Origin of the sequence: Streptomyces sp. NPDC046557, assembly GCF_040645975.1 — a bacterium.
Classification (GTDB): Bacteria; Actinomycetota; Actinomycetes; order Streptomycetales; family Streptomycetaceae; genus Streptomyces.
In genome coordinates this window covers 52,450-70,325 of the sequence record NZ_JBEYZH010000022.1, presented here as the reverse complement: position 1 = coordinate 70,325, position 17,876 = coordinate 52,450, and the positions used below count along the sequence as shown (strand labels likewise).

At 69.2% G+C, this 17,876-nt stretch carries 23 protein-coding genes and 2 pseudogenes; 10 read left to right on the top strand and 15 right to left on the bottom strand.

Features of this window, described 5'->3' with window-relative positions:
- Positions 1–385: 385 nt before the first annotated feature.
- The 5 genes from ABZ934_RS27225 to ABZ934_RS27205 all read right to left on the bottom strand — a co-directional run bounded on the left by ABZ934_RS27225 (position 386) and on the right by ABZ934_RS27205 (position 3,243).
- Positions 386–679 carry a YkvA family protein gene (locus tag ABZ934_RS27225; RefSeq protein ID WP_361318088.1) on the bottom strand — a complete coding sequence of 98 codons (294 nt, stop codon included), beginning with the start codon at positions 677–679 and terminating at the stop codon, positions 386–388.
- Positions 680–1,227: 548 nt separating this feature from the next.
- The gene (locus ABZ934_RS27220) at positions 1,228–1,647 is read right to left on the bottom strand and encodes an SHOCT domain-containing protein (RefSeq protein ID WP_361318086.1); all 420 of its coding nucleotides are present in this window, start codon (positions 1,645–1,647) and stop codon (positions 1,228–1,230) included.
- A gap of 111 nt (positions 1,648–1,758) precedes the next feature.
- Positions 1,759–2,106: a carboxymuconolactone decarboxylase family protein gene (locus tag ABZ934_RS27215; RefSeq protein WP_361318084.1), complete on the bottom strand. Its 348-nt coding sequence runs from the start codon at positions 2,104–2,106 to the stop codon at positions 1,759–1,761.
- A gap of 396 nt (positions 2,107–2,502) precedes the next feature.
- Positions 2,503–2,790: an SHOCT domain-containing protein gene (locus tag ABZ934_RS27210; protein ID WP_361318082.1), complete on the bottom strand. Its 288-nt coding sequence runs from the start codon at positions 2,788–2,790 to the stop codon at positions 2,503–2,505.
- 30 nt (positions 2,791–2,820) lie between these two features.
- Positions 2,821–3,243 (bottom strand): DUF6325 family protein, encoded by a 423-nt coding sequence (locus ABZ934_RS27205; RefSeq protein WP_361318160.1) that lies wholly within the window; start codon positions 3,241–3,243, stop codon positions 2,821–2,823.
- A 524-nt stretch (positions 3,244–3,767) separates the two neighbouring features.
- On the opposite strand from ABZ934_RS27205, the gene ABZ934_RS27200 reads away from it, so the two are divergent.
- The gene (locus tag ABZ934_RS27200) at positions 3,768–4,139 is read left to right on the top strand and encodes a hypothetical protein (RefSeq protein ID WP_361318080.1); all 372 of its coding nucleotides are present in this window, start codon (positions 3,768–3,770) and stop codon (positions 4,137–4,139) included.
- Positions 4,140–4,628: 489 nt separating this feature from the next.
- On the opposite strand, the gene rpsR is transcribed toward ABZ934_RS27200, so the two are convergent.
- From rpsR to cutA, 9 genes and pseudogenes are all read right to left on the bottom strand, one after another.
- Entirely contained in the window at positions 4,629–4,865 is a 237-nt protein-coding gene (gene rpsR, locus ABZ934_RS27195) for a 30S ribosomal protein S18 (protein ID WP_361318078.1), read from the bottom strand.
- Between the two features lie 47 nt (positions 4,866–4,912).
- Positions 4,913–6,025: a GTP-binding protein gene (locus tag ABZ934_RS27190; RefSeq protein ID WP_361318158.1), complete on the bottom strand. Its 1,113-nt coding sequence runs from the start codon at positions 6,023–6,025 to the stop codon at positions 4,913–4,915.
- Positions 6,026–6,051: 26 nt separating this feature from the next.
- Positions 6,052–6,300 carry a type B 50S ribosomal protein L31 gene (locus tag ABZ934_RS27185; RefSeq protein ID WP_361318076.1) on the bottom strand — a complete coding sequence of 83 codons (249 nt, stop codon included), beginning with the start codon at positions 6,298–6,300 and terminating at the stop codon, positions 6,052–6,054.
- A gap of 28 nt (positions 6,301–6,328) precedes the next feature.
- Entirely contained in the window at positions 6,329–6,493 is a 165-nt protein-coding gene (gene rpmG / locus ABZ934_RS27180) for a 50S ribosomal protein L33 (RefSeq protein ID WP_361318074.1), read from the bottom strand.
- 87 nt (positions 6,494–6,580) lie between these two features.
- Positions 6,581–7,758: pseudogene (locus ABZ934_RS27175) on the bottom strand (GTP-binding protein).
- Positions 7,759–7,762: 4 nt separating this feature from the next.
- Positions 7,763–7,933: a 50S ribosomal protein L32 gene (rpmF, locus tag ABZ934_RS27170; RefSeq protein ID WP_361318072.1), complete on the bottom strand. Its 171-nt coding sequence runs from the start codon at positions 7,931–7,933 to the stop codon at positions 7,763–7,765.
- 233 nt (positions 7,934–8,166) lie between these two features.
- The gene (rpsN, locus tag ABZ934_RS27165) at positions 8,167–8,472 is read right to left on the bottom strand and encodes a 30S ribosomal protein S14 (protein WP_361318070.1); all 306 of its coding nucleotides are present in this window, start codon (positions 8,470–8,472) and stop codon (positions 8,167–8,169) included.
- A complete protein-coding gene (gene rpmB, locus ABZ934_RS27160) occupies positions 8,472–8,708 on the bottom strand; it encodes a 50S ribosomal protein L28 (protein ID WP_327364356.1) in 237 nt (78 codons plus the stop codon). Before rpmB ends, rpsN begins: the two co-directional genes overlap by 1 nt.
- Before the next feature lie 501 nt (positions 8,709–9,209).
- Entirely contained in the window at positions 9,210–9,584 is a 375-nt protein-coding gene (gene cutA, locus ABZ934_RS27155) for a divalent cation tolerance protein CutA (protein ID WP_361318156.1), read from the bottom strand.
- A gap of 216 nt (positions 9,585–9,800) precedes the next feature.
- Here cutA and ABZ934_RS27150 point away from each other — a divergent pair, with 216 nt between their 5' ends.
- The 5 genes from ABZ934_RS27150 to ABZ934_RS27130 all read left to right on the top strand — a co-directional run bounded on the left by ABZ934_RS27150 (position 9,801) and on the right by ABZ934_RS27130 (position 13,687).
- Positions 9,801–10,718: a permease gene (locus ABZ934_RS27150; protein ID WP_361318154.1), complete on the top strand. Its 918-nt coding sequence runs from the start codon at positions 9,801–9,803 to the stop codon at positions 10,716–10,718.
- The gene (locus ABZ934_RS27145) at positions 10,715–11,515 is read left to right on the top strand and encodes a TIGR03943 family protein (RefSeq protein ID WP_361318067.1); all 801 of its coding nucleotides are present in this window, start codon (positions 10,715–10,717) and stop codon (positions 11,513–11,515) included. The genes ABZ934_RS27150 and ABZ934_RS27145 overlap by 4 nt, the downstream gene beginning before the upstream one ends.
- Positions 11,516–11,648: 133 nt before the next feature.
- Positions 11,649–11,810, top strand: coding sequence for a hypothetical protein (locus ABZ934_RS27140; protein WP_361318065.1), 162 nt, complete (start codon positions 11,649–11,651; stop codon positions 11,808–11,810).
- A gap of 278 nt (positions 11,811–12,088) precedes the next feature.
- Entirely contained in the window at positions 12,089–13,111 is a 1,023-nt protein-coding gene (locus ABZ934_RS27135) for a winged helix-turn-helix domain-containing protein (RefSeq protein ID WP_361318063.1), read from the top strand.
- Between the two features lie 129 nt (positions 13,112–13,240).
- Complete coding sequence (locus ABZ934_RS27130; RefSeq protein ID WP_361318061.1) at positions 13,241–13,687, top strand: peptidase inhibitor family I36 protein; 447 nt, start codon at positions 13,241–13,243, stop codon at positions 13,685–13,687.
- A gap of 416 nt (positions 13,688–14,103) precedes the next feature.
- On the opposite strand, the gene ABZ934_RS27125 is transcribed toward ABZ934_RS27130, so the two are convergent.
- A complete protein-coding gene (locus ABZ934_RS27125) occupies positions 14,104–14,280 on the bottom strand; it encodes a hypothetical protein (RefSeq protein ID WP_361318059.1) in 177 nt (58 codons plus the stop codon).
- 85 nt (positions 14,281–14,365) lie between these two features.
- Here ABZ934_RS27125 and ABZ934_RS27120 point away from each other — a divergent pair, with 85 nt between their 5' ends.
- From ABZ934_RS27120 to ABZ934_RS27105, 4 genes and pseudogenes are all read left to right on the top strand, one after another.
- Positions 14,366–14,743 (top strand): hypothetical protein, encoded by a 378-nt coding sequence (locus tag ABZ934_RS27120; protein ID WP_361318057.1) that lies wholly within the window; start codon positions 14,366–14,368, stop codon positions 14,741–14,743.
- Between the two features lie 418 nt (positions 14,744–15,161).
- Positions 15,162–15,758, top strand: coding sequence for a hypothetical protein (locus ABZ934_RS27115; protein WP_361318055.1), 597 nt, complete (start codon positions 15,162–15,164; stop codon positions 15,756–15,758).
- Positions 15,759–16,272: 514 nt separating this feature from the next.
- Complete coding sequence (locus tag ABZ934_RS27110; protein WP_361318053.1) at positions 16,273–17,013, top strand: alpha/beta hydrolase; 741 nt, start codon at positions 16,273–16,275, stop codon at positions 17,011–17,013.
- Between the two features lie 249 nt (positions 17,014–17,262).
- Positions 17,263–17,603, top strand: a pseudogene (locus ABZ934_RS27105) (VOC family protein).
- Positions 17,604–17,876: the final 273 nt, after the last annotated feature.

Below are 17,876 nucleotides of genomic sequence, written 5' to 3'. Positions count from 1 at the left end.
GGGCGGCCGGAGTGCAGTGGCGGGCGGCCGCCATTGTCGTCGTCGCCCCGGCGGCATTGGTAGAACACCGTAGCTGGGGGCTCAGCTGGGCACCGAGCTGGGCTTGGCGCACTCCTCAGCCGCAAATTCGCAGGTTGTAGAGCGCCCCGACGCCCGACCTGCCGGACGAGTCCCTGGCGCCTGGCCTGGGCACAGGCCGTGCCTGGATCCACCCACGTGTGAGAGGCGGGGGTGAACCGGCGTTTCGCCTGTCCGGTTCTGGTTCTGGTCCCGTCCGGCGCCCAGACCGCACTGTCCCTGGCGTCCGATGCCTCCTGGCTGACCGGACGCACCATCGACGTCGCCGGCGGCCGACCCAGTAACAACGTTCCTGCTGACCCCATGCTCACAAGGGTGCGGTGTCCTTGGGGACCGGCAGCCGGGCCGCCGCCGCGTGGAGCGAGCGTAGGGCCAGCAGCAGGACGCCGATGTCGTCCAGATAAACCGGATCCGGGATCAGGTCCACCGGCGAGACCGTGTAGAGCACGGCGACCCAGAACAGGGCTTTGTCGCGCAGTGGGATCCCGGCGTCGAGCAGCAGGCGCCGTGCCTTGAAGACCCGTACGAGCAATACGGCCGCATAGAGCGCGAGTCCGCCCGCTACGATCGCGGCCAGCGTGAGCCAGACCTTTCCATCCATTTCCCCCGTATACCCGGATCGAGCGCCCGCAGCCACTTCGGCGCCGCCCTCGGCTTGTCCGCCGTCACAGCCGTCAACGTCGCGGCCACCGCTGACGACGGATCCCCCAAAACCCTGCTCGACGGCTACCACGCCGCCTTGCTCGTCCCGCTCATCGCAGCCGCCCCCGCCGCACTCATCAGCGCGTTCAGCCTCCGCGGTCGCCTCCGTATGCGACGGATGGCGACGCGCCGCGGGCGGCGCCGGGCGCCGCCGAAAACTTCGAGACGGCAGAGGCGGCGCGATGAGCCCGGGGGGCGGAGATGCCGCCATGTGTGCTGAAAGGGCGCTCCTCGGACGCGGAGAGCGAGATCTTCCGGTGCATCAGCGACATCGCATACGTGACGATGATGCCCGTCGACAAGAAGGGCCGCCCCCGGGCGCGCGTACTCCGCCCCATCTGGGAGTCATCGACGGCCGCCCCGTCGGCCGGCTCGCCGCCTACACGACACCGGTGAAGTCGGCGCATCTGGCGGACAATCCGGCGACGTTGCCGGCATTGCGTGCGGTTAAGGGTGCAGGACCCTCTCCTTGGCCTGGCGGAACTCCTCCTCGGAGATGTCGCCGCGGGCCCGGATCTCCGAGAGCTTGGCGAGTTGGTCCACCTCGCTGTCCGGACCGGTGGTGCCGACGGTCTCGCGGATGTAGCGGTCCGTTGCTTCCAACTGGGCCCTGGCGTGTTCCTGCTCACGCCTGCCCATGTCCTTGCCCCGGGCGATGACGTAGACGAAGACGCCCAGGAAGGGCAGGACGATCGTGAAGACCAGCCACCCCGTCTTGGCCCATCCGTTCATGGAGTCGTCGCGGAAGATGTCGACGATGATGCGGAAGAGCAGGAAGATCCACATGACCCAAAGGAAGATCCACATGACCGTCCAGAAGGCTCCGAGGACCGGGTAGTCGTAGGCCAGGTACACGTAGCTGTCCATCGCTTCTCCTGTTTGTTTGCGTCCGTGTTGACGTTCCGGCACATGCGGGGGAACGGCCGGCGGATCCCTGCTGCGCCCGGGCGGGGCCTGCCGCCCCGTCCGGGCCGGTCGTCACCGCTCCTCATCGCCGGGGAGTTCCAGCTCGAAGGCTTCGCCGATGGCGCGGGCGGCGGAAACCACCCGGGCGCTGCCCACCACGGGGGCGATCGCCACAAGCGTTCCCTGGATCTTCTCCAGCGGTACGCCGGCTTCTGCGGCGGTGCCGAGGTTGAGCAGGTACGAGGGAGCCGAGGCGTCCATGGCCACCAGAGCCGCGATGCGTGCCAGCAGATACGTCTGCTGATCCAGGCCGGACCGCTCGAACGTGTCGAGAGTCATCTGCACGAGCGTCTCGAACACGGGCGCGTTCGCTTCGGCGAGGGCGGCGACGCTGGCCGCCCCGGTCTCTTGTGCAGCCATCTCAGGCTCCTCATCTGGTGGTTGGGTGGCGTACGTCCTGAGCGATCTCCGGGCGCGCTCCGCACCGTGGGCGGATGAGCGGCCGGCCGCCTTGGGCGGGTGTCCGGCTGCGCCGGTGCGACGACGTGCGGAACAACAGCGACGCGGGGTGAAGCCCATCGCGGTCGGCCGGCTAGCGCAGGAGAGGCGCATCGCCTTTCGGGGCATGGACGTGAACTCGCGGCATGCGCGCTGCCGGTAGGCGGTCCAAGGGCGTCACTCGGCAGCAGCACCCGATGGAGAGACGGTGTCGCGAAGGGGGATCTTGCGCAGTCAACACGCCAACGCCGACGAGACAAAGGGCCGTTGCAAAGGGAACAGGGGTGGCGCTCGACGCAGCCCGCGCCGCCGGAGCGGTCAGGAGTCGAGGATCTTGCGCTTCTGGTCCTCGAACTCCCGTTCTGTGAGGACGCCCTGGGTCTTGAGCTCGCCCAATTGCTTCAGCTGGTCGATCTTGCTGGTCATGTCGGGTGCCTGTGGAGCCGCGGGCGACTCAGCAGGGTATGCCGCTTGGGGCGCGGGCTCCTGGTATCCCTGTTGGGCGGCCCATCGCCCCTGCTGGCGTCGGGATACGCGGTTCGATACGGCGGTCGCCGTACCGGCGACGACGGCCGTGCGGGCGACTCCTCGGAGCAGACCCGGCATAGTGCTCTCCCTTCTTGCTCCCCTTGTCTTTCAGGAACTCGCTTCGGTCGTCTCGAGCGCGGCCATGACGACCGATGCGGGGATTCTCCCGGAGGCGACCAGTTCGGCACCGCCACGACGCAGGGCTGCGGCGAACGGCGCAGCCCACACGTTCTCGTAGATCAGGACGCCCGCGGAGTTCCCGGGCTCCAAGGCGGAGGCGGCCTCCTCGATGTCGTCCTGGCCCATCAGCCCGGAGGACGCCCCCTCGAAAACGGCCAGGTCGAGCGCACCGTCGCCGGTGAGATCGCTGATTTCCATAACGGCCACGGATCCGTCGGCGTCCTTCCGGATGAAGGCCAGGTCAAGGATGCGGATGAGGCCACGGTCCACCAGGTCGACCAGGAGGGGGAGACCCTCGCCGGTCATTCGGTTGCCGGGAAACTCGACGACCAGATAGTCGATGGGGCCCATCTCGCCGGATGTGTCGACCTCATTGAATGCGTCGCTCACGGCGTCACCTCTGGGATTTTGGCTCTCTGCCCCCATGCAATTGCATCACCGGACCGCGGCGACCGCACCTCGTGGCGGCTCCCCCGTCGGGCCCACCGGGGGCCGCGCGTGCTTCACCGTACGGATCTTCTTGTGTCCATGAGGCGAGGAAGGCGACGAGCAGCTCTCGGCCCCGGAGCGCAGCGACCCGATGGACGGCGGCACCGGTGGGCGCCTTGGAGGGATCGTGTGGGAGACGGACCGCTACGTCGCCACCGTGGGGCCGCCGGCCTCCCATCCGGTTGTGCATTCAAGCGGTCAGCAACCGGGTCACCAACACGGTGCCGGCACAGATCGACGTGGACGCGCTGGTCAAGCAGGACGGCAGGTCGTGTCTGTGGTGATCGCTCCAGTTGACGAGGAGGCATGATGGGTTGACTCGGAAGGAGCAGCCTCGTCAAGTATCGTGGCGGCCGCTTAAACCGATATTTCGAGAGGTCGACGCCATGCTCGCCGCCAGGTTCTTCTTCGACGCAGGATCAGGCGGAGTCCTTTGGACGGTCACGCCCGAGGGCAAGGAGGTGTGGGGGTACCCGGTCGAGCTGGACCGACTACCGATCAGTCACGACCTCCGCGACGGCTTGCGCAGGCTGATAGATCGCTACGATACGTCGTTGAACTGGGACTACCCTCCGGACCCGGGGCCGTGGCGTGAAGCGGAGTGTCAGAACTTCAACGAGGCGGTACGCCAAGCGCTCGGCCGCCTTCGCACAGAGCTCGGCCCGGCGTGGCAGATTTACGACGAGTTCGACGCACTCCACGAAGACCCGGACCTCGACCGCTACCTGTCCGACCCAGCGGGATTCGTTCGCACATAACCTCACACAACGTACGTGCGACGTCCCGCGAGTTCCGCGGGACGTACCCCGGTTCGGGGCGGATCCAGAAACAACCGCAGGTTGAACTACAGCAGACCGGCTTGGCCACGCGCAGTGTGAGGCTCCTGTCGTCAGGACGGCACGGGGTCGTAGGCGCCCGCTGGAGCTCCCAGACGTGATCCGAGACGGAATCGCATCTCGATCGCATCTCGCCCGAGGCTCGACGACCCACCTCCGAGAGGGTCCCGCCTGCAAGGGCACCCAGGGGCTCATGACCGCTCTGCCCTGGCACGGCATCGAGGAGCGCGCCGAGGAAGTGTTCGTCCATGCCGGACCAACGTTCGACGTACTTCACCGTCACAGACGGTGCGTGGCCGGGTGAGTGCCTCGGGCCGCGTGGCCTGGAGAGCCTGGGGGACTCTCAGGCCGCATGGTGGTCAGCGTGCCAGAGGTCCGTGGTCGGTGGTGGAGTGTCGCACGGGCCGTCCGCTATCGGCCGGCGTAGGGGAGAAGGGCCATCTCGCGGGCGTTCTTGATGGCCAGGGCGAGTCGGCGCTGCTGCTGGGCGGTGACGCGGGTGACGCGGCGGCTGCGGATCTTGCCGCGGTCGGAGATGAACTTACGGAGCAAGTCGGTGTCCTTGTAGTCGATGTACGTGATTCCGACCGTGTCCAGCGGGTTGGGGCGGGACTTCATCGGCTTGCCGGGGGCGGGGCGACGGGGCATGGGGGTTCCTCACATGTTCGGGTGTCGGGTCAGTGGATCGGTCGGGCTCAGGAGACGGAGTCGAGCAACGGACCGAAGGCGGCGGGAAGCTGTTTCCACGCCTCGCGCCCGGCCGTGTACTCGGCTTCGGTCAGGAGGCAGGAGTCCAGGAGCTGTTCGATCCCGTCGCGGTCGAGGCCCGGCGAGGTGAAGACCAGGTGTTGGCAGCAGTCGCCGTGCTCCGGGTCCCAGTCGAGGGCGGCCGCGGCCTGACGCATGGCCGGGACCAGGTCCCAGGCGGCGTCGGGGAGCGAGGCCAGCCAGGGGCCGGCGTTCTCGACGCACAGCGCGCCACCGGCCGCGTCCCAGGCGAGGAGGGTGTCGGGGCGGTCGGCGAGCCAGAACCGGCCGCGGCTGCGGGCGGCAGCGCAGGTCAGGTCTTCCAGGGCTTGGTAGAGCCGCTCGGGGTGGAACGGCCGGCGCCGCTGCCAGACGAACGTGGCGACTCCGGCCTCGTCGGCTTCCTGGGGGAGGAGCGCGCAGGCAGGGTGCTGGGCGGCAGCGGCCGACTCCACGTCGAAGCCGGCGAAGGCGAGGCGGGTGAGTTCGCTGGAGCCGGTGGGTACCTGGCGGGCGGTCGGGTGGAGTTGGGTGAGCAGGGCGCGGTCCTCGTCGTCGGTCTCCTCGCTGTCTGCGATCGCGAGGACCGGCGAGTATTCGAACTGTCGGGCCCAGGTGTCGCCGACGGTGCGCTGGTCGCCGGCCGCCGCCGCGAGTCCGGCCTCGGCGAGGTCGTCCCCGTTGGCAAGACAGGGCAGGACGAGCGCGGGATCTACAGCGGTGATCACGTTGGTGAGTTCGAGTACGTCCCCGCCGTGCGCGACGATCACCTCTGCCATCGCCCTCGGCTCGACGGACTCCCAAAGTTCCACCACGGCCAGGCGGGTCAGCCCGCCGGCGGCCAGTCGCTTCAGCTCGGGGACGAGGTCCGCGCGCAGCGCGCAGCAGGCGCAGTCGTTGACCAGAGCAGTCTCGTCGGCGGAGATCGCGCCCCCGGAATCACGGAGCGTTCGAAGTACGGTGCCGCCGGAGGCCGAGGACAGATCGTGGTGCAGGGCGATGCTTCCCGGGACGCTGCGCAGCAAGTGCTCGACGGTCTCCTTGCGCGCGTCGGTGTGCATGCCGGCGACGATCACGACGGGGAGGGTCACTTGCGCCCTCCGTAGCGGCGCTCGAAGCGTTCGACGCGGCCTGCGGTGTCCAGGACACGGGCGGTGCCGGTGTAGAAGGGGTGACTCTGGGAGGAGATCTCGACGTCGATGACGGGGTAGGTGTTGCCGTCCTCCCACTCGACCGTCTTGTCGCTGGTGGCGGTCGAGCGGGTGAGGAAGGCGAAGTCGGCGGCCTTGTCGCGGAAGACGACAGGCGAGTAGGAGGGGTGGATTCCGGGCTTCATGGGGGTTGCTCTTTCCGAAGTCGAGGGGTCAGCGTTCTTCGCGGAAGTCGATGTGCCGGCGGGCGACCGGGTCGTACTTGCGCAGGACCAGGCGGTCGGGGTCGTTACGCCGGTTCTTGCGGGTGACGTAGGTGTAGCCGGTGCCGGCGGTGGAGCGGAGCTTGATGATCGGGCGTACTTCGTTGCGTGCCATGACAGCAGTATACGACAATGGTAATCATTTTCAATAGGGCTCGAGCCGGACGGTGCCGTGGCTGGGGCCACCGTCCGGCCCGGAGTGTCAGGCCGCCTGAGGGGCGGGGGATTCGTGCTCGCAGGCGTCGTCGATTCCGTACGTTTCCCAGTCCGGAAAGTCGTCCACGGGCGGCACGGCTTCGCCCCGGCTGAGCAGGCACGCTTCGAGGGCTGCCCGAAGTGCGTCGGTGCGAAGGCATGTGCCGATGAAGACGAGTTCCTGACCTTGCGTGGTCTCCGGTCCGCGGGCGCCCGAGGGCTCGAAGCGGGCCACCGCGCCGGCCTGGGACCAGAGGCCGGTCACGCCGGGGCGGCTGGCGAGCCAGAAGAAGCCCTTGGAGCGGAGGATCTGCCCGAAGGTGCCGCTGCCAAGGCCCTTGGTGACGAAGGTCCAAAGACGGCCGGGGTGAAACGGCAGGTCCGATCGGAACACGAGAGAGGAGATCCCGTACTCCTCGGTCTCCGGGACGTGGTCGCCGTTCAGCTCCTTGACCCAGCCCGGAGCCTCTGGGCCCGCTCGACATCGAACGGACCCGTGCCCAGCACCTGCTCAAGAGTCACCTGTCCGCGGACGGCGGGAACGATCCGCGCCTCCGGGTTCAGCCGCGAGAGGGTCGCGCGCAGCCGGGCAACCTCCGTCGGCCCGACCAGATCGAGCTTGTTGAGGACGATGACGTCCGCGAACTCGATCTGATCAATGAGGAGATCGCTGACGGTGCGCTCGTCGTCCTCGTACTGGTCGAGCCCGCGAGCGGTGAGATCGTCGCCGCCGGCGAGCTCCGGCAGGAAGTTCGCGGCGTCCACGACGGTGACCATCGTGTCCAGGCGAGCGAGGTCGGCGAGCGTGGCGCCGTCGTCCCGGGGGAACGAGAAGGTCGCCGCCACCGGCATCGGCTCGGAAATCCCGCTGGACTCGATCAGGAGATAGTCGAAACGCCCCTCGCGGGCCAGCCGGTCGACCTCCTCCAGCAGATCGTCGCGCAAGGTGCAACAGATGCACCCATTGGTCATCTCGACCAGCCACTCCTCGGTGCGCGACAGCGCGGCCTCACCGCCGCGCACGAGCGCGGCGTCGATGTTGACCTCGCTCATGTCGTTGACGATGACCGCGACCCGCATTCCTTCGCGGTTGGCGAGCACATGGTTGAGCAAGGTGGTCTTGCCGGCTCCGAGGAATCCGGACAGGACGGTTACCGGGAGCGGGGTGTTCGCGGGGCGGCTCATCGACTCAGCCCTCGGGGCGCAGCAGGCCGCGTTCGTATGCCTTCACCAGTCGCTGCGGTACCTGGTGCACGGAGCCGTCGACCGTGATCGGCACGAGCTGCGCCGTCGTGGCCTTCCATCCGGCCCGGCGGTGGCGGGTATTGCTGCGGGACATCTTCCGCTTGGGGACGGCCATCGGGATCTCCTGAGGTGTCGTGGGCGTTCGACGCGAAGCTACATGAAAATGACCACCATTTTCAATCGCGACGGTCATCACGCGCGACACCCCTCGAACCCCCCGCTGGCACCGCAGTGGCGTCGCGCCCGGTCGCGCTCACAGCCGGATCGGTGGCCCCTGGCCCAAGCTGCTGGAGCACGCCACCGGATTCCGATGGGGTGCTCCAGCAGCGGAGTGTCATACGGGAGGGACTACCAGGAAGACTTCGTCACGCCGGGGAGGAAGCCGGCGTGCGCCTGCTGCCGGGCGCGTACGCGGGAGAGTCCGAACTTGCGCAAGTAGCCGCGGGGGCGGCCGTCGACGCTGTCGCGATTGCGTACGCGGGTGGCGCTGGCGTTACGCGGCTGTCGGCGCAGTTCCGCCAGCGCGCTCTGGCGCTCGTCCTCGGTGGACGAAGTGCGCCGGATGATCTCCTTCAATTCGGCCCGCCGTGCGGCGTACCGCTCAACGACCGCCTTGCGCTTCTCGTTCTGTGCGATCTTGCTCTTCTTCGCCATCAGACCTTCACTCCTCGGGCCCGGATCCGGGCCACGGCGGCCTCGATGCCGATGGCGTCCACCGTCTTGATCGCCTTGGCGCTCAGGGTCAGCCGGACGTTGCGGCCCTCGCTCGGCAGCCAGTAGCGCTTGCTCTGGATGTTCGGGTCGAAGCGGCGTGACGTGCGCCGGTGGGAGTGGGAGATGTTGTTGCCGAAACCGGGCTTGGCGCCGGTCAGTTGGCAGTGGGCGGACATGGGCGACTCCTGCTTCTCTCAGGCCTTATTGGTAATGGAAACCATATCCATATACTACCCGTGGTTCCTGGAGAACTTCCGCCCGACCGCCGCGCCCGGTCCACCTCGCGTGCCCATCTCACAGGTGTGGCCGAAGATGCCTCGAACCGCCGACGGGGTCGTAGCGGCGAAGAGCTCGAAGAGCCCTCGGCGAACCGCCCATGCTCTGCCCACGTTCGCTGGGGCCGCCAATCCGCCATGGGTCTGGGGCTGAAGGAGTACGGAGCGGACGATCGCCGAGGAGCCGCCGTTGCCTAAGGCGTGAACGGCGCCGCCCTCGGCCGCGTCCGAAACCCGATCGAACGCCATGGGCAGAGCGCGCCGAGCCGGTCGTCGCCCAACTCGCCGACAGCGGCGCGACTTGCCCACCACCTGCGGTGACTTGCGGCCTGAACCGGCCCTCCAGGATGGGGGGCGCCTGACGGGCGACGACCAAGGCCAGACGCTCAGCTCAACCGTCGGCTACTGAGTAGCTGACTCCTCGACCACCCACTTCAGGTACCCGTCGGAGCCGCCGGTCACCGGCAGAGTGATCCACGCCGGCACCTCGCACCTGTGCGTTCCCGCTACCCGCGCGGCAAGGGCCGGGCAGTGGGCCGGCAGCGCTGCGGTGGTGGTCGAGGCGAGGTGGTCGTGGCGAGGTGGTCGTGGCGAGGTGAGCGTGGCGGTCGATGAGGACGGTGTCGGTGGGAGCCGGCCGGGCCCGACGGCCGGAAGCACCTCCCCGCCTCCCTCGGCCGGTAGGGCGCGAGCTCCGCCGGCATCGCCCTCGCTCCGGGGCCGGACGATCAGGCGGCGACGGCCGGGCCGGCCGCGTATCGGTCGGGACGGACGCATGCGGCTCATGGCTCGTGGCTCGTGGCCGGACGACGGCACGCAGACGAGCGGGCAGTCGGTCCTCCTGGCCTGACGCCAGCTATATTTCGATCCGAACGTCCGACATGTGGAGAAGGCGTGCACGAGATGGCTGAAGTTGCCGGGGCCGCTGCCCCATCCCACGGCGCCTCCATCCGCGAACCGGTCCCCGGCTGGGTGTATCTGTGGGCCATGGCGATGGCCGCGTGCGGTGTCGTGATTCTGGTCGGCGCCGGATGGCTGGACGCGGCGGCGGTGCAGGCCTGGCGGACCGTCTGTCTCGCCGTCACCGTACAGGCGCTGCCGTTCCTGCTGCTCGGCACGGCGCTGTCCGGTGCCATCAACGCCTTCGTACCCGAGCGCGTGTTCACCCGGATGCTGCCCAAGCGGCCGGTGCTCGCCGTGCCGGTCGCCGGCCTGGCCGGAGTGGTCCTGCCCGGCTGCGAATGTGCGTCGGTCCCGGTCGCCAACAGCCTGATCGGCCGAGGAGTCACCCCGGCCGCGGCCTTCGCCTTCCTGCTGTCCGCCCCCGCCATCAACCCCGTCGTACTGACCGCCACGGCCATCGCCTTCCCCGGCAGTCCCGCCATGGTCCTGGCCCGGCTCCTCGCCTCGCTCGCCACCGCCGCGGTGATGGGCTGGCTCTGGCTCTGGCTGGGCCGCGAGGAGTGGCTGCGTCCCGTAGCGCGGTACACCGGTCATCAGACGGGGCACAGCCGCTTGAGCGAGTTCCGGCGCGGTTTCCAGCACGACTTCCTGCACGCCGGGGGATTCCTGGTCCTCGGAGCGATGGCGGCGGCCACCTTCAACGTGGCGGTCCCGCGCTCGGTCCTCGACGTGGTCTCCGGCTCGCCCTGGCTGTCCGTGCTCTTCCTGGCGGCCCTCGCCATCGTCCTCGCGGTGTGCTCCGAAGCCGACGCCTTCGTGGCGGCCTCACTCACCGGCTTCTCGCCCCTGGCACGGCTGGCGTTCATGGTGGTCGGCCCGATGGTCGACCTGAAACTCATCGCCCTGCAGGCGGGCACGTTCGGCCGGGCCTTCGCGGTCCGCTTCTCCACCGCCACGACAGTCGTGGCGGTTCTGTCCAGCGTCCTGATCGGAGGAGTGCTGCTGTGAAGCGGTCGGCACAGGTGTTCCTGCTCTTCCTCATCGGCTCCGGCCTGCTGCACGTCTCGCTGTTCACCGACCTGTGCCTGAGGTACGTCAAGCCGGGCATGCGGCCCGTGCTGATCGTCTCCGGCGTCGTGCTGCTGGTGCTGGCGGCGGCGGACGTCTGGTCCCACCGCAGACCGAACGCGCGGCGCAGAGTCACAAGGACGCACGAGCACGCGACCCGCAGCGGCGACGAGCCCGACGACACGGTCCAGCCGGCGCACGCACACGGTCACGACCATTCCAGCGCCCCCCGGGTGGCCTGGCTGCTGTTCCTGCCCGCCCTGAGCCTGCTCGTGTACGCCCCGCCTGCCCTCGGCTCGTATACCGCCTCCCGAGACTCCGCCAAGGTCGTCACGGCGCAGCAGAGCTTCGAGGCGCTGCCCGCCACCTCACCGCTGCCGATGACCCTCACCCAGTTCACGCGACGCGTGCAGCAGGACAGCTCCCAGGCCATCAAGGGACGGACGGTCCAGATGAGCGGCCTGGTCACGCTCGATCAGCGACATGACGGCTGGTACCTCACCCGGATCATCATCTCGTGCTGCGCCGCCGACGCACAGTCCGTAAAGGTCCGCGTCCATGGCGCACCCTCCCTACCCGCCGACACCTGGGTCTCGGTTACCGGCACCTGGCACCCCGGCGGCACGCTCGGCACACAGTCCGCCCCGGTCGAACTGGACGCCCGTACGGTCGAGGAGGTCGACCGGCCGGTGAACGGGTACAGCGACAGTCTGCCGCTCGTCCCTTCGCGCCCCTAGGCGTAGGTCACCGCTTCGGCTCAGCGATCCCGGTGTCGGCGAGGCCCTCCAGACCTGTGACCCGACCGCCCAGGAAGACCGCGATGCCGCCGTTTGCGCGCTGCTGGACGCGAGCTACGCCCTGCTGCCGGAGGTGGACCCGGCCCTGTACGCGTCGCGCTTCAAGGCAAACCTGACGCTGCCGCTCATCACCGCCGAACGCGGCGAGGTGATGTGGAACGCGGATGCCCTGCTCGTCCAACCGGTGGGGAACCGCGACGCGCGGCGCTGCTCGTCGAAACCCGCAAAGTCGTGACCGCCGAACGCCTCGACCCTGATCGTGACGCCACGATCCTTCTGACCCTCGCCGGCCACCCCGACGACCGGATCGTCCGGACCGTCACCACCGAAGCCACCCGAGCCTTCGACCTCCTGGAGCGCGCCCCCGTGCACGAAAGGTCCGGAAACGCCGTTGAAGCGCCACCCGGGAGCACCGGACAATTACCACCGCCGCCCGCCACGCGAGCGGTCGGTCGTGAGTGACGTCGGATCAGCCCGCGTCGCCGTACGAGCCCGGGATCAGTGGGGCCATTGGTGTTGCGTATTCATTTCAGCGCGGACGATCTCGCCCGGACACGAGTGGCCACCACGATCGGAGCGGCGGCGGAGACCTATTACAGCCTGGAGATGCTGAGCCGACGCTCCCTCGCGGTGCCCTTCCGGCACTGGCGCGCGAAGGTGACCGGCCGATTACCGCAGGACGCCAAGCCGCTCACCGTACTCATGCCGGATCACGGTCCCGGGCTCGACCTGCTGACCTTGGCCGGAGACTCGCCCGACATCGACCAGGCCGTCGACACCCTGCTGCGGGCTCCGCGCGCACGCGTACGCCGAGAGTTGGCGGCGGTCGCCTTCGACTCCGTCCACTCCTCCTGGGCACGGACCGTCGCCGAGGGGGACGGCGAAGCCCGCCGGCAACTGGCGACAGCCCTCGCGGCTTGCCACCGCGTGACCGTCGGGCCGTACTGGTCGGCCGCCCGGTCGCACCTCGAAGCGGTACGCGCACAGTACGCCCGTACTTTCCTGGAGACCGGCGTGGAGGGTCTGCTTGCCACGTTGTGCCCGCCGCTGGTGCGTTGGAGCCCGCCCGTGCTGGAGGTGCGCTACCCCCGGCCGGTCGATGTCCACCTGGGCGGCAGGGGGATCGTCCTCGCGCCGACGGTCTTCTCCTGGCGCGAGCTCAGCCTCCTGTACGACCCGTACGACGAGGAGTCGGTGCCCCGGCTGACCGTGCCGGCGGTGACCGATACGGCAAACGGCTCCGCCCTGTGGCACGACGGCAACGGCACCGACACCGACGAGGAGTTGGGCGCCCTGCTCGGCCGTACCCGGGCAGCAGCGCTGCGACTTCTCGTGGACGGCTGCGGTACCACCGAACTCGCCGGACGACTCGGCATCACCCCGGCGGCGGCGAGTCAGCACACCAAGGCCCTGCGCGGCGCGGGCCTCATCACCACGAGTCGCAGGGGCGGTTCCGTGCTCCACGTAACGACGGCCCTCGGACGTGAGTTGCTCGGTGGGAGGCCGGAGCACGCGAGAGACGGCGCCCGCTCTTAAGCGGTGGCTTAAGAGCGTGGCCGGCGGAACCCGATCGTCGGCAGGATTCGTGACGGCGCCGGCCTGCAGAGTCCCCACGGCACCACATCCGCACATCACCACATCCGCAACAGAGGTGGGAGCACGCGCATGACAGCTGCAACGAGTTCACGGAGTACGAAGTCCCGCCCGCGCCGTGCAGCGGAGCGAGCCGCAGTCCTCATGGGCGCCGCGGCGATCGCGTTCGCGACGGCTCAGGCACCCGCGTCGGCGAGTACCGCCCAGTGTGCCGACAACCGCCTGTGTGCCTGGTCCGATGCGGACTACGGCGGTATCTTCACCGCCTACACGGCCTCCGCGCCCGCTCTCGGCGGTGACAACGACCGGTTCGACTCCCTGTGGAACCGCAACAGCGTGTCTTGGTACGTCTACGTCGACGCGTACAACCGGGGCGCCAAGTACTGTGTCCGGCCCGGCTACTCGGTGTCGAAGCTGGGTGACTGGTTCGGCCTGCACGACCGGATCTCGGCCGTGCAGAAGCTGGGCGGAGCGTCCTGCGGGACCGCGACTCCGATCGGTTCCTACAAGGGTTCATAGGCGAAGCCGCCCCGCGCTTGGTGTGGCACGCCGTCGCCACCGACGAGGGCGCCCACTCCCTCTGCCTGGCGTTCGGACTGACCACGCGGAGCGGTGCCGACTTCATGGGGCCGGGGTGGTCGACCAGTTCGAGGCGACGTCCGCTACCGCACGGACGTCCCACGCTTCGACACCCGGCCACCTCGGGTGCGTGCGGACTTGCCCAGCTCACCGGCCTGCCCGTCGCTCACGTCAAGGCGGTGCTCCACCGCCCCTCCGGCGCAAGCGAACACCTCGGCACCCCGGCGGGCGCCTTGGTGCCAGGCCCGCGGCAGATGAGGGCAGCGGCTGCGCACCAAGACCGACATCGGGGGTGGTGCGCGCCGTTGATCGTGTAGTCGGTTTCGGCTGCCCGCTGTCGTGGAAGAGGGCGAGTGTCACGGGCTGTGGTCGCGTCCGTCGCGTGGGGCGAATGCGTCGAGGGCGTCGGCGTCGGCGTCGGCGTCGGCGTCGGTCGCGCGAGCGTGCCGAAAGTAGTCGGCCCATTCGGTGATGTCGGGGTAGGACGAGTCCTGGCTGAGCCGGGTGGCTGCGGCCTGGAGGTGCATCGCCACCGAAGCCGAGCTCCGAGTGGTATCACTTCGACGTGGAGGGAATCCCCTTGGGGATCGTTACGTCCGTCCGCGTACCCTCGGGCGCGTGCCCCGCTCTTCGAAGAAGTCCCGCCGGCTCGTCGCGGACGGGCGTACCTACCTGTGGACGGTGCGCCACGGTCACTGCGTGCTGGAGGACGGCGGCTGCCGCACGACTCTCACCCTGATCTCTCACCCGTCGGGCAGCGGCGGTCTGCTGCGCTTGGTCTTCGATGAGGGCCCCGGTCGCTACGTCGCGGGTTTTTCCACGGGGTCGGGAGAGGTGGGGGCCGTCGGCGTCGGCGCCCTGAACCTGCACGAGCCGGGCACCGTACGGTTCCTGCTCGATACGGCGCTGGCACGCGGATGGGAATCGGGGGAGAGGCAGCAAGCGAAGATCGATGGCTGGACCTTCCTGGAGGCGGCGGTCGCCGCTCGGGGCTGACGCCCCGGTCGCGCCGCCAATTTCACCGTTCGGCGAAGGCGGCAGTGCCGGCTGGGGTGGGGAGTAGCCGCTCTTACGGCTTCTCGGTTGCCGAGAGGTGGTTGCGCCATGGGTGTCCGCATGTGTCCTTGCGGTACGTCTCCCTGCCGCCGGCGATGGCGCCGACCAGGCTCGCGTCCGCTTTCCCGCCGGACCGCTTGCGGAACCAAGGCGGGATCCGATGTCGATGTGATCAAAGCGCGGGCCGAGGCTGTGCACGGTTCTCCGGTGGCGCGGTGTTCTGCCTTCCTCCCCACGGCAGGGCGCGGATGTTTGCTCCGTTCGTACCAGGTCCGATGGCAGGTCACCGGCCGGTGAAGGACGGTGGTCACGGCGCCGGCCGTTCGCCGGGGCTTTTTCCGCCTGAAAGGGAGCCGTCATGTCCGATCGTCACACGTTGCTGCGCAGCCTTCATGATGTGGGGCTGGCCGCCTGGTTCGGCGGCTCGCTGATGGGCGCGGTCGGCCTGAACGGCGCCGCCCTCGACGAGGGCGGGACCTGGGCCACCTCGGCGAGGATCGCAAGCGCCGGCTGGGCGAAGTGGACGCCCGTCAACGCCGCGGCGATCGCCGCGCACCTGTTCGGTTCCGGAGGGCTGCTCGCAGCGAACGCGCCGCGCGTCGCCGTCCAGCAGGGCGTCGCCGCCTCCACTCTCGCCAAGACCGCCCTGACCGGCGCCGCCCTCGCGGCCACCGCCTACAGCCGCGTCCTGGGCAAGAAGATCGAACTCGCCGCCTCATCCGATCCGCAGGACGCCGAGAAAGCGGCGAAGCACCCCATCGACACCGACAAGGCACAACGCCACCTTGCATGCCTGCAATGGGCCGTCCCCGCGCTGACCGGCAGCCTCGTCATCCTCAACGCCCTCCACGGCGAACAACAACGCCCCACCGAACAACTCCACGGCATCTGGCAGCGCGCCCGTTCCTTCTCCCCGCACATGCCCACCGTTCCGGACTGGCACCTCACTCACTGAATGCACCCGCGACAGGCTGGTGTGCTCTGACGCGATGAACCGGCCGCTGATGGTCGCCCCGACGCAGCAGGCCTGTCGGCCGGCGGTCGGATCACGGATGCCGGCCTTGGCGCGATGATTTTGGCCGTCGCCGTCCGGTTCTGGACATCTCCGTCGCGGCCGGCGACACGCCTGCGGTCGTGCACCGGGTCGGCGCCCGGGCCCCCAGCGATCCGAGGCGTCCAGCGATCCGAGGCGTCCAGCCGCATCCAGTCGGCGTCCGCGATACGGCGCGGGGCCTGCTGCCGGCCCGTGGTGTCGCCCGCACCGCCGAGCAGCTCCCCGTTCGTGGGGGTCGAGCCGAAATCGTTTGGCGGACCACCGAGCCCACTGCTAAGTTGCCGGAGGCCGTGCAGAGAACGAGGAGGTGGTACCCGTGAACGCAGTATCGACATGGGTGCTCCCCTCCGGGGTCACGGTCGGGCGATAGGTCGTCCGGGAGCGCCGTTTCTGAGCACTCCCGAAAGGCACGACCGTGCACTTCACTTCTGAACGACGTCTCGACGACGGTGTCCTCGAGCGCGAATTCATCCTCGGCGACGTCCCCGGCATCCTTTGGACGCCCGCGTCCGCCTCCGTATCCGCACCGGCGCCGTTGATCCTTCTCGGCCATCCCCCGCTCGGACTGCGCAAGATGTATCCCCGGCTGGCGGGACGGGCCAGGCATTCCGCGGCGGATGGCTTCGCCGCGGCCACCATCGAGCTCCCCGGGAGCGGTGACCGGCCCCGTTGGGCCGCCGCCGAGCAGGCCCGCGCCGACCTGCGCCGGGCCATGGAGGCCGGCGAGCCGGTCGATGACGAGATCATCGATGCCCTCGTCCTCCCGCTCGTCGAAAAGTCGGTTCCGGAATGGCAGGCCGCCTTGGACGCCCTCCTGTCGCTGCCCGAGATCGACGGCCCGGTCGGGTACTCGGGGGGAGTGATCTCCATCGGCATCCGGCTCGCGGTGGTCGAGCCGCGCATCTCGGCCGCCGTTCTGTTCGCCGGGAGTCTCGTGCCCGCCGCCATGTTCGAGGAGGCCCGCCAGGTCACCATTCCGCTGCACGTCTTGCTGCAGTGGGACGATGAGGGAAACGACCGGCAGGCGGCCCTGGACCTGTTCGACGCCCTCGGCTCCAAGGAGAAGACGCTGCACGCCAACATGGGCGGGCACACCGGCGTCCCGCAGTTCGCGGGGGACGCCGCGGCCCGGTTCTTCGCCCGGCACCTGAAGTAAGGCCGGGGCGTCAGGCCACCAGCAGACGTTAAGCCGACTTGGCCAGGATGCTGCTCGTCAAGGGAGGTCCGACGCTCCTCTGCTGTGCATGCCGCGGGCCCCTGCCAACCGGGCAGGGGCCCGCGCTGCCCGAAGCCATGCACCGTTCGATTTCTGCCGCGCTTCGGGTGCTGCCCGATCTCGAAGTGGCTGGTCAGGGGTGGTGTGACCTCGTTTCGGGGTGCTCGTGCTGGTGATGGGCGGCAGTCTGTGTTGCAGATCGTCCGGCCGGGTGGTTTTGCCGATGAGTTCACCGGCGCGGAGGAGATCTTCCGGGTACCGGCGGAAGGCTCGGCCTTCTACCTCGACCTGCGCATCGGCGACACCGACCTCGGGCTGGTGGCCGAGGCCGACCCGGGGACTGGGGAGGTGTCGCGCATCCTGCTCAGCATCGGTGTCGACGACGTCGACGAGACGCTCGGCCGGGTGACGGCGCTGGGCGGCTCGTCCGTAGCGGCCCCAACGACATGCCGTGGGGACAGCGCGTCGCCCACATCCAGGACCCCGACGGAAACCCGGTGAACCTCACCCAGCCGAGCCCGGCCGGGTGACGCTGTTCCGGGACGTGTGCTGATCGTGGGCCAGCTGCGGGCCTGGAGGAGAACCCGACCCGCTCCGCGGCCTGAAGCCCCCGAGTACCGAACATCACCCACACCTCGCCGGGTGTCTGCCCGGTCATGTTCGACGCGGCCGGCCCAGCCGCCAGACCCGGCGCCGCGAAGCAGGTGGTTCGTGCGGGCTTGACACGCGGGGATGCCGCCGGGGTGTGAAGCGGCGTCTGGTGAGCCGGCGGGCGGCCCCGGACAGGCACTGCCCGCCATGTG